Origin of the sequence: Sulfurovum sp. (assembly GCF_015493435.1) — a bacterium.
Lineage (GTDB): Bacteria > Campylobacterota > Campylobacteria > Campylobacterales > Sulfurovaceae > Sulfurovum.
This window is the reverse complement of sequence record NZ_WGDD01000007.1, coordinates 1-9,156: the sequence shown is the minus strand read 5'-3', so window position 1 is coordinate 9,156 and position 9,156 is coordinate 1. Positions and strand designations below refer to the sequence as shown.

The window sequence follows — 9,156 nt, the reverse complement described above, 5'->3', positions numbered from 1 at the left end:
GAAGGACGAATAGACACTGACAAAAGCATCTATTTTCTTTTGGCTCTTTTTGTAGCCTTTATCGGCGGACTTCTTCTTGCCAGTATGATCATACTTTAACCAGGGACAGTTTATGGATATCAAAAAAGCACTTATTCAGCAGCAGAACGAAATAAACGATTATGCACTCTACAGTGCTTTGGCACACAGAGAAAAAGACCCTCACAATAAAAGTGTCTATGAAGATATAGCACAGGAAGAAAAAACCCATTATGAGTTTTGGAAAGGGATCACCGGAAAATCAATAAAGGCAAATCATTTTCTGATCGGATGGTATATTTTTCTTGCTTCTCTGCTTGGAACTTCTTTTGCACTGAAGCTTGCGGAGAAAAGAGAAAAAGGTGCTGAAGTATTTTATCTCTCACTTTTTGATACGTATCCCCAGGCAAAAGAAATCTACGCGCAGGAAATGAAACATGAAAAAGAGCTCATCGACATGCTGCATGACAAAAAACTGCTGTATGCGGGTGCCATCGTGCTGGGTATGAACGATGCGCTGGTCGAACTGACAGGTACGCTTAGCGGTATTGCTCTGGCTTTTGACAAGAGTATAGTGGTCGGTGTGACCGGCGCCATCATGGGGATTGCTGCATCCATGTCCATGGCAGGCTCTTCCTATCTTGAAGCCAAAGAGAGCCCCGTAGAAGGTATAAGCCCGGGAATATATGCTGCCTATACCGGTATTTCCTATATTTTGACAACGTTATTTCTTGTACTTCCCTTTTTCCTGATAGCATCTATCAAAGCGGCACTTCTCAGCATGTTCATTGCGGCACTCATCGCCATAGTGCTTTACAACTTCTATATCTCTGTTGCCAAAGAACAGTCGTTCTACTAAAGAACATCACAAATGCTCTTGATCACATTTGGAGTCGCACTGATCTCTTTTGCCATAGGCTATTTTGTACACCATTATCTTGGTATTCAGATATAAATACAAAAAATAAAAGGATATGCCTTAACAATTATTATAATATCAAATATTAATCATCAGTTAATAATTAGGTATTACAATACAAATACACACTGAGCGGTGTCGTACAAATTTCATTTACATATAAAGGATCTCAAATGAAAAAAAATATTTTTCTTTCGTTAACAGCAGCATTTGTTCTTGCGGGAACATCACTTTATGCAACTTCGGAGAATAAGGCCGATTTACAGGCTACTGTCAAGACAGATGCACCAATTCATTCATTTTGGGCATTTGGCCCCTCTAAGGACCATGTGACAAAAAAACAGCTTGCCTATTTTAAATCGATGGGCTTGATCGACAAGCATCAGATGATCTCAAAAGAGATTGCAAAGGTTACGGCAAAACACGGAAAAGCTCCGGCTGAAGTACTGCACGGATTAAGTGCAACGGTCAAGGCAATGGCGGCACTGGAGAAAAAAGATAAAAAATCGGCAGAAACATATTTGACAGAAGCAACAAAACAGTTTGATGCGGCACTGAAAAAAGATGCAGCGCTGAAATTGGTTCCTGTCGATGAAGATGTTAATGTCATTGCCAATGTAATTACACCGGATCAGGCAAAAGAGATTAAAAAAGATGCCATGAAAACACTGAAAAACAACCAGCCTCAGGAAACCATAGCCCTTCTGTCCGCACTGGTAGACCAAATTACCATTACCACAGCTTATCTGCCTATGGATCTTTATCCGAAAGCAACACATACTGCACTCGAAGAGCTTAAAAAAGGAAAAGATACGAAAGTCGCACTTGCAACATTGATTGACGGATTGAGTACGATCGTCAATACCCAGGTTGTTATTCCCCTTCCTCTACTGATGGCACAGAAAGTAGTTTCAGATGCAGAAAAGCTTGGAAACAAAGAAAAAAAGAAAACGGTAAAATTACTGGATCTTGCACAGGGACAGCTTGTTCTTGCACAATATGAAGGCTACATATCAGCAGACAGTACAGAATACAAAACCCTCTCTTCTGAAATCAAAAAACTCAAAGAGAAAGCGGAAAAAGGAAATATTGTCTCCAAAGACTACGACAAAGCAAAAAGCTATTTTCATACCCTGTCCGAAAAGTTCCATAAAGGTACGAAAAAACAGTAAAGAAACAGGCAGCTGCTTTTAGTATTATAACAGCGGCGGCGGTGCGGTAAAAATCAGAATATAAAAGGGAAAAAGATGAGTAATATCAAATGGTTCAGTGAGATCGGCATCGAGGATGTCGCAGAGGTTGGGGGCAAAAATGCTTCACTTGGTGAGATGTATCAAAACCTGATTTCCGAAGGGGTACGTGTTCCGAACGGTTTTGCCGTTACAGCGACGGCTTATAAAGCCATCCTTGACTATAACAATGCCTGGGAAAAACTGCATGAACAGCTTGACCCTATGAATGTCAATGATGTCAAAGACTTGCAGAAACGCGGGGCAGCGTGCCGTGACATCGTTTACCACTGCAAGCTTCCTGACGATGTGCAGAACGAGATTCTCGAAAACTATGCGAAGCTTAAAAAAGAGTACGGTGAATCACTTTCTGTTGCGGTACGCTCGTCTGCCACTGCGGAAGATTCGCCCGAAGCCTCTTTTGCCGGTCAGAATGAAACCTACCTGCATATTCAGAATGAAGAAGAACTGCTCGATGCCTATATGCGCTGTCTTGCCTCCAATTTTACCGACCGTTCCCTGCACTACAAGTACGATAACGGATTTGACTACTACAAAGTTTACCTCTCTGCGGTTATCATGAAAATGGTACGCAGCGACATCGGTGCGAGCGGAGTGATGTTCAGCCTTGATACGGAAACCGGTTTCAGAGATGTCGTCTTCATCAACGCCGCATACGGGCTGGGAGAAAATGTCGTACTCGGTACCATCGACCCCGACAGCTTCTATGTGCACAAACCGACGTTCAACAAAGGACACCGTGCCGTGCTCAAACGCCGATTGGGAAGCAAAGAACTTAAAATGGTCTTTACCAAAGAAGCCAATGTCAGCAATATGGCTGTCGAATATACAAAGAACATCGATACCACGCCACAGGAGCGCAACGGCTTCTGTCTCAGCGATGACGAAGTGATGGTGCTGGCTGACTATGCTATCAAAGTGGAAAACCATTATTCGCAAAAAGCAGGTTTCCATAAGCCAATGGATATGGAATGGGCCAAAGACGGCAGTGACGGACACCTTTACATGGTACAGGCGCGTCCCGAAACCGTCGAGTCACAGCAGAGCGGCTCCATTCTGAAGCTCTATCATCTTAAGGAGCATGGCGATGTCCTTACAACCGGCCGTGCCGTCGGTACCAAGATCGGTGCGGGGAAAGTACATATCATCAATGATGTTAAAGAAATGGATACCTTCAAAGCGGGTGAAGTCCTTGTTGCCGATATTACGACACCGGACTGGGAACCGGTCATGAAGATCGCTTCGGCCATCGTGACGAACAAAGGCGGACGTACCTGTCATGCAGCGATCGTGAGCCGTGAGCTTGGATTGCCTGCTGTGGTAGGTTCTGTTAATGCCACCGAAGTACTCAAAAACGGCCAGGAAGTGACCGTGAGCTGTGCAGAAGGTGAAACAGGCTATGTCTATGAGGGCAAACTGGCATTTGAGATCCAGAAGACAGACCTCAGCGCTCTGCCGAAAACCAAAACGGAGATCATGATGAACCTCGGCGACCCGGATATCGCGTTCTCACTGGCTTCTCTGCCGGTGGACGGGATCGGCCTGGCGCGTATGGAGTTCATTATCAACAACGATATCAAAGCACACCCTATGGCGCTGAAACATCCGGAAAAGACTGATGATGCCACAAGAAAAGCGCTGGAAGAACTGACAGACGGATATGACGATTTTGAAAGCTTCTTTGTCAAACGTCTCTCCGAAGGCGTTGCCACCATTGCAGCCACCGTGTACCCTAAACCCTGCGTGGTGCGCATGAGTGACTTCAAATCGAACGAATACGCTTCTCTGCTCGGCGGGAAATTCTTTGAGCCGACAGAAGACAACCCGATGATCGGTTTCCGGGGTGCGGCACGCTATGCGAACCCGGCCTATGAAGAGGGATTTGCGCTTGAGTGTGCCGCCATGAAGCGTGTACGTGACGAGATGGGCTTTGACAATGTCATCCTGATGATCCCCTTCTGCCGCCGCGTAGAAGAGGGACAGCGTGTCATCGACACGATGGCAAAATACGGTTTGAAACAGGGGGAGAACGGCCTGAAGATCTATGTCATGTGCGAAATTCCGAACAATGTCATTTCCATCGATGAATTCAGCCAGATCTTTGACGGTTTCAGTATCGGTTCGAACGACCTGACACAGTTGACACTCGGAGTGGACAGGGACAGCGAGATCGTTGCCTTTGACTATGACGAGCGCGACCCGGGAGTACTGAAGATGATAGAGATGGCCGTACACGGTGCCCAGCGTAACAAACGCCACAGCGGCATTTGCGGACAGGCACCGTCTGACTACCCCGAAGTGGCTGAATACCTCGTCAAACTCGGCATCGACTCCATCAGCCTCAATCCGGACAGTGTGTTGAGTACACTACCCAAGATCGTTGAACTTGAAAAGAAACTGGGCGAATAGCAAAATACGGAACAAAAGGATAAAAAATGTCAAAGAGCAGTATAAAATCTATAGATGCAGTGGAGATCCTCGATTCACGGGGCAATCCGACGGTAAGGGTGCTGATGGCACTTGAAGATGGTACGGAAGTGAGTGCCTCGGTACCGTCCGGTGCCAGTACGGGAGAATACGAAGCGCATGAACTGCGTGACGGAGACCCGGAGCGCTACGGAGGCAAAGGGGTAAGAAAAGCCTGTGAAAATGTCATCAAAAGCATTGCTCCGGCTCTCATCGGTATGGATGCGTCGGAACAGGCAAAAATAGACCGTACCATGATAGCCCTTGACGGTACGGACGACAAAAGCCGTCTGGGTGCCAATGCGATCCTCGGGGTTTCCATGGCAGCAGCCAAAGCAGCGGCACAAAGCCATCATATGCCGCTTTACCGCTATCTCGGCGGTGCGGAAGCACTGCGTCTGCCGGTACCGTGCATGAATATCCTCAACGGAGGAGAACATGCGGACAACAGTGTGGATTTTCAGGAGTTTATGGCAGTACCGCACGGTGCACCTTCCTTCTCCGAAGGACTGCGCTATGTAGCGGAAACTTTTCATACATTGAAAAAGCTGCTGCATGAGAAAGGCTATGCTACTTCCGTCGGAGATGAAGGCGGGTTCGCCCCGAATCTCGGCAGCAACGAAGAAGCCATCGAACTCATTGTCGAAGCGATAGAAAAAAGCGGCTACCGTCCGGGAGATGATATTTCCATTGCCATTGACAGTGCGGCCACTTCATTTTCTACGGACAAAGCAGGTCATTACGACTTGAAATGGTCCGGTGCAGGCAAAATGGACAGTGCCGAACTGATCGCGCTTGCAAAAAAATGGGTTGACAAATATCCTATTATTCTCTGGGAAGATCCGCTTGCGGAAGAAGACTGGGACGGATTTGCCCAGTTTACGGCGGCACTCGGCAATGAGATCGAAGTCGTCGGAGACGATATCTTTGTTACCAATACCAAATTCATTTCGCGTGGTATCAAAGAACACACGGCAAATGCCTCTCTGATCAAACTCAACCAGATAGGTACGGTCAGCGAAACTGTAGATGCAGTCAGACTCTGCGAAGAGAACGGCTGGAGGGCGTTTCTCTCCCACCGTTCGGGAGAAACGGCCGACACGTTCCTTGCCGATTTTTCTGTTGCGATGCAGAGCGGCCACCTCAAAAGCGGTTCGGCTTCGCGCAGCGAACGCCTTGCCAAATACAACCGTCTCATAGAGATCGAACATGCACTTGGCACCGATGCCAAATATTACTGGAAATAAAAAGGAAAAAATCCCATGAAAAAACGTATTGCTATCAACGGACTCGGACGTATAGGAAACCAGGTACTCAGGCACTATATACACGCACTGCCGAAACATTGCGAAATTGTCGCTGCCAATACTTCAAGTGTAGAAGACGCAGCCTACCTGCTCAAATACGACTCAGTCCACGGACGGGCGGATTTTGATATCAGCACCGAAGAGAACAAGCTCATTATCGACGGACATGAGATCGCGATCGTCAGCAGCCATGATCCGCGCGAACTGCCCTGGAAAGAGATGAATATCGATATCGTGCTTGAGTGTACCGGGCACTTCACGGAAGGTAGCCTGGCGGCACAGCACCTTGAGGCAGGGGCGAAAAAAGTGATCATTTCCGCGCCCGGCAAGAATGTGGACAAAACGATCGTACTCGGGGTCAACCACTCCGAATATGATCCTGCGACGCAGCATATCCTCTCTAATGCCTCCTGTACGACCAATTCGCTCGCTCCGGCCATGAAAGTACTTGAAGAGAATTTTGGTGTTGAAAATGCCATGATCACAACGTCTCATGCTTATACGTCGACGCAGACAACGGTGGACAAGCGTGCAAAGAAACGCAGAAGAGGGCGTGCCGCTGCCGTGAACATCATCCCCACCACGACCGGTGCTGCGATCGCTACGACAGAAGTGATCCCTGAACTCAAGGGAAAGATGGAAGCAATGGCGCTGCGTGTACCTGTACCAGACGGGGCAGTGACCGAGATCGTGGCACTGCTGAACAAAGCGGTAACGGTTGAAGAGGTCAATAAGGCATACACTGCTGCAGCGGCAGGAGAGATGAACGGTATCCTCGATATCACAATGGAAGAAGTCGTGTCATCCGATATGCTGGGCAACCTGCATTCAAGCATTATCGATGGGCTTTCAACAGCTGTCGTGGGTGAGCGTATGGTAAAAGTACTGGCATGGTACGACAATGAATACGGCTATTCCCAGCGTCTGCTTGAACTTGCTGACTACGTTGCCGAAAAAATGAACGTATAAGGAGTGTAGGATGAAAATGACCCTTCCGGCAGATGTACCTGCCGATAAAGAAAAAGCGTATATAGAAAATTTTGAAAAAACCACCGGCGGCAGCGGCCGGCTGATGCTCTTTGCCGGCGACCAAAAGGTAGAGCATCTCAACAACGACTTTTACGGAGAAGGCATTCCGCTTGAAGACAATGACCCGGAACATCTTTTCAAGATCGCTTCAGCGGCAGATATCGGTGTTTTCGCCACCCAGTTTGGGCTTATAACACGTTACGGACGCGACTACAGCGACATTCCCTACCTGGTGAAACTCAATGCCAAGACCAACCTCATTCCCTACAGCGAAAAAGACCCGTATTCCCAGCAGTGGCTGGAAGTGGAGGATGTCGTACGTTTTCAAAAGAGCAGCGGACTGGACATACGCGGTGTAGGCTATACACTGTACCTGGGAAGCGAACATGAACATGCCATGCTGCGCGAAGCGGCACGCATCGTGCATGAGGCGCATTTGAACGGCTGGATCGCCGTACTGTGGATCTACCCCAAAGGCAATTACGTCAAAGACCAGCACGACAGGCATCTCATCGCCGGTGCGGCCGGTGTGGGCGCGGCGCTCGGGGCGGATTTCGCCAAGCTCAAAGTACCTTATATCGACGGAAAACTCGATACGGAAGGTCTCATCGAGGTCACGACCGCTGCGGGGAGGACCGGTGTACTCTGTGAAGGCGGAGACAAAACGTCTCCCGAAGCCTTTCTGCTGGAACTGCATGAGCAGATCCACCAGGGCGGCAGCCGCGGGAACGGAACGGGGCGTAATATTCACCAGCGTCCGCTTGAAGAAGCTGTTCGCATGGCAAATGCTATCTATGCTGTTACGGCCAAAAATGTTTCTGTTGAAGAAGCATTGCAAATACTGAAAGGATAAAACTATGGATACGATGGAAAAATACGATCTCGTTGTGCTTGGTGCCGGCCCCGGCGGTACTCCCGCAGCGATGGCTGCCGCACAGTTTGGCAAAAAAGTACTCCTCGTCGACAAACGCGATGCACCAGGCGGAGAGTGTCTCTTTGAAGGATGCATCCCCTCAAAAGTGCTGGAAAACGCTGCCAACCGTTTTGCCATGCTCAAAGAGATGAAAGCCTTTCATATTGATGTGGAGGCCAAAGGGCAGATTCACTGGGAAGCGGTGCTTGCGGACAAAGCCCAAATCGTAAAACAGCGTTCCGTAGGTACACTAAAACAAATGGAACAGCTTCCGAATCTCCATTTCAAACAGGGCAGTGCTGCCTTTGTTGATGCCAACACGCTCGACATCGATGGTGAAAAGGTTTCGTTTGCCTATGCCATTGTGGCAACGGGAGCCAATGCCTACCTGCCGCCGTTTGAAGGCGAGGGGGTTGCACACGCATGGACCAATGCTGATGTTTTCAAACACAGCGACCTGCCAGAAGAGATTACGTTCATCGGTGCCGGAGCGATCAGCTGCGAACTGGTACAAATGTTCAACAAGCTGGGAACGACCTGCCGTATGCTCGAGCGCGGTGAGCGGATTCTCAAGCATATTGATGAAGAAAGTGCACTGGTCGTACAGCAAAAGATGATCGATGCAGGTATCGATATTCGGCTGAATGTCACTTTTGGCAAGATTAACGGCAAAGAAGGTGATTTTACCGTCCACTACAGTCAGGATGGTGAAACCAAAAGCCTCAACACTCCTCATTTGCTCATTGCTACGGGACGTGCTGCCAATGTGGAGGGCATAGGACTGGAGAATGCCGGGGTTTCGTTTGACAGACACGGCATCAAAGTGGATAAAACATTGCAGACCACACAGCCGAACATTTATGCAGTGGGCGACTGTACCGTCGGGCCGAAATTCGCACACTGGGCTACCTACCAGGCGGGCATTGCCATTCACAACATCTTTGCCCCCATGAAACATAAAAGCGATATGGGCAAACTCAGCTGGGTACTCTTTTCCGATCCGCAGATCGCCTCGGTAGGGTTGAGTGAAGCCGATGCTGCAAAGGCGGGTATGGAGGTAGAGACGGCACGGTACGACTTTGCCACCGATGCCAGAGCGCAGATAGACAAAGCGGCCGAAGGCTTTTTGAAGTATGTCATTGAAAAAAAGAGCGGTATTATCCGCGGTATCCAGATCGTCAGTGAAGACGCTTCGTCATTGAGCGGGGAAGCGTCACTGATTGTGGCCAATGAAATGACAGCGATGGATGTGAT

7 protein-coding genes are annotated in these 9,156 nt (G+C 48.5%); all 7 read left to right on the top strand.

Annotated features, from left to right (window positions below; all coding sequences use genetic code 11):
• The first annotated feature begins 112 nt into the window (after positions 1–112).
• Positions 113–877 carry a VIT1/CCC1 family protein gene (locus tag F8L24_RS01525; RefSeq protein WP_294951135.1) on the top strand — a complete coding sequence of 255 codons (765 nt, stop codon included), beginning with the start codon at positions 113–115 and terminating at the stop codon, positions 875–877.
• 233 nt (positions 878–1,110) lie between these two features.
• Positions 1,111–2,109: a YfdX family protein gene (locus F8L24_RS01520; protein ID WP_294951134.1), complete on the top strand. Its 999-nt coding sequence runs from the start codon at positions 1,111–1,113 to the stop codon at positions 2,107–2,109.
• 75 nt (positions 2,110–2,184) lie between these two features.
• Positions 2,185–4,596 carry a phosphoenolpyruvate synthase gene (ppsA, locus tag F8L24_RS01515; protein ID WP_294951133.1) on the top strand — a complete coding sequence of 804 codons (2,412 nt, stop codon included), beginning with the start codon at positions 2,185–2,187 and terminating at the stop codon, positions 4,594–4,596.
• A 26-nt stretch (positions 4,597–4,622) separates the two neighbouring features.
• Positions 4,623–5,900 (top strand): phosphopyruvate hydratase, encoded by a 1,278-nt coding sequence (gene eno, locus F8L24_RS01510; RefSeq protein ID WP_294951132.1) that lies wholly within the window; start codon positions 4,623–4,625, stop codon positions 5,898–5,900.
• 15 nt (positions 5,901–5,915) lie between these two features.
• Entirely contained in the window at positions 5,916–6,929 is a 1,014-nt protein-coding gene (gap, locus tag F8L24_RS01505; protein ID WP_294951131.1) for a type I glyceraldehyde-3-phosphate dehydrogenase, read from the top strand.
• A 10-nt stretch (positions 6,930–6,939) separates the two neighbouring features.
• Complete coding sequence (locus F8L24_RS01500) at positions 6,940–7,842, top strand: aldolase (RefSeq protein WP_294951130.1); 903 nt, start codon at positions 6,940–6,942, stop codon at positions 7,840–7,842.
• A 4-nt stretch (positions 7,843–7,846) separates the two neighbouring features.
• Positions 7,847–9,156: NAD(P)/FAD-dependent oxidoreductase (locus F8L24_RS01495; protein WP_294951129.1), on the top strand; the 1,310-nt coding region annotated here is incomplete at its 3' end.

Coding starts and splice junctions, on each gene's coding strand:
- F8L24_RS01520 (WP_294951134.1), top strand. CDS start 1,111: ATGAAAAAAAATATTTTTCTTTCGTTAACAGCAGCATTTGTTCTTGCG.
- F8L24_RS01525 (WP_294951135.1), top strand. CDS start 113: ATGGATATCAAAAAAGCACTTATTCAGCAGCAGAACGAAATAAACGAT.
- ppsA (WP_294951133.1), top strand. CDS start 2,185: ATGAGTAATATCAAATGGTTCAGTGAGATCGGCATCGAGGATGTCGCA.
- F8L24_RS01500 (WP_294951130.1), top strand. CDS start 6,940: ATGAAAATGACCCTTCCGGCAGATGTACCTGCCGATAAAGAAAAAGCG.
- gap (WP_294951131.1), top strand. CDS start 5,916: ATGAAAAAACGTATTGCTATCAACGGACTCGGACGTATAGGAAACCAG.
- eno (WP_294951132.1), top strand. CDS start 4,623: ATGTCAAAGAGCAGTATAAAATCTATAGATGCAGTGGAGATCCTCGAT.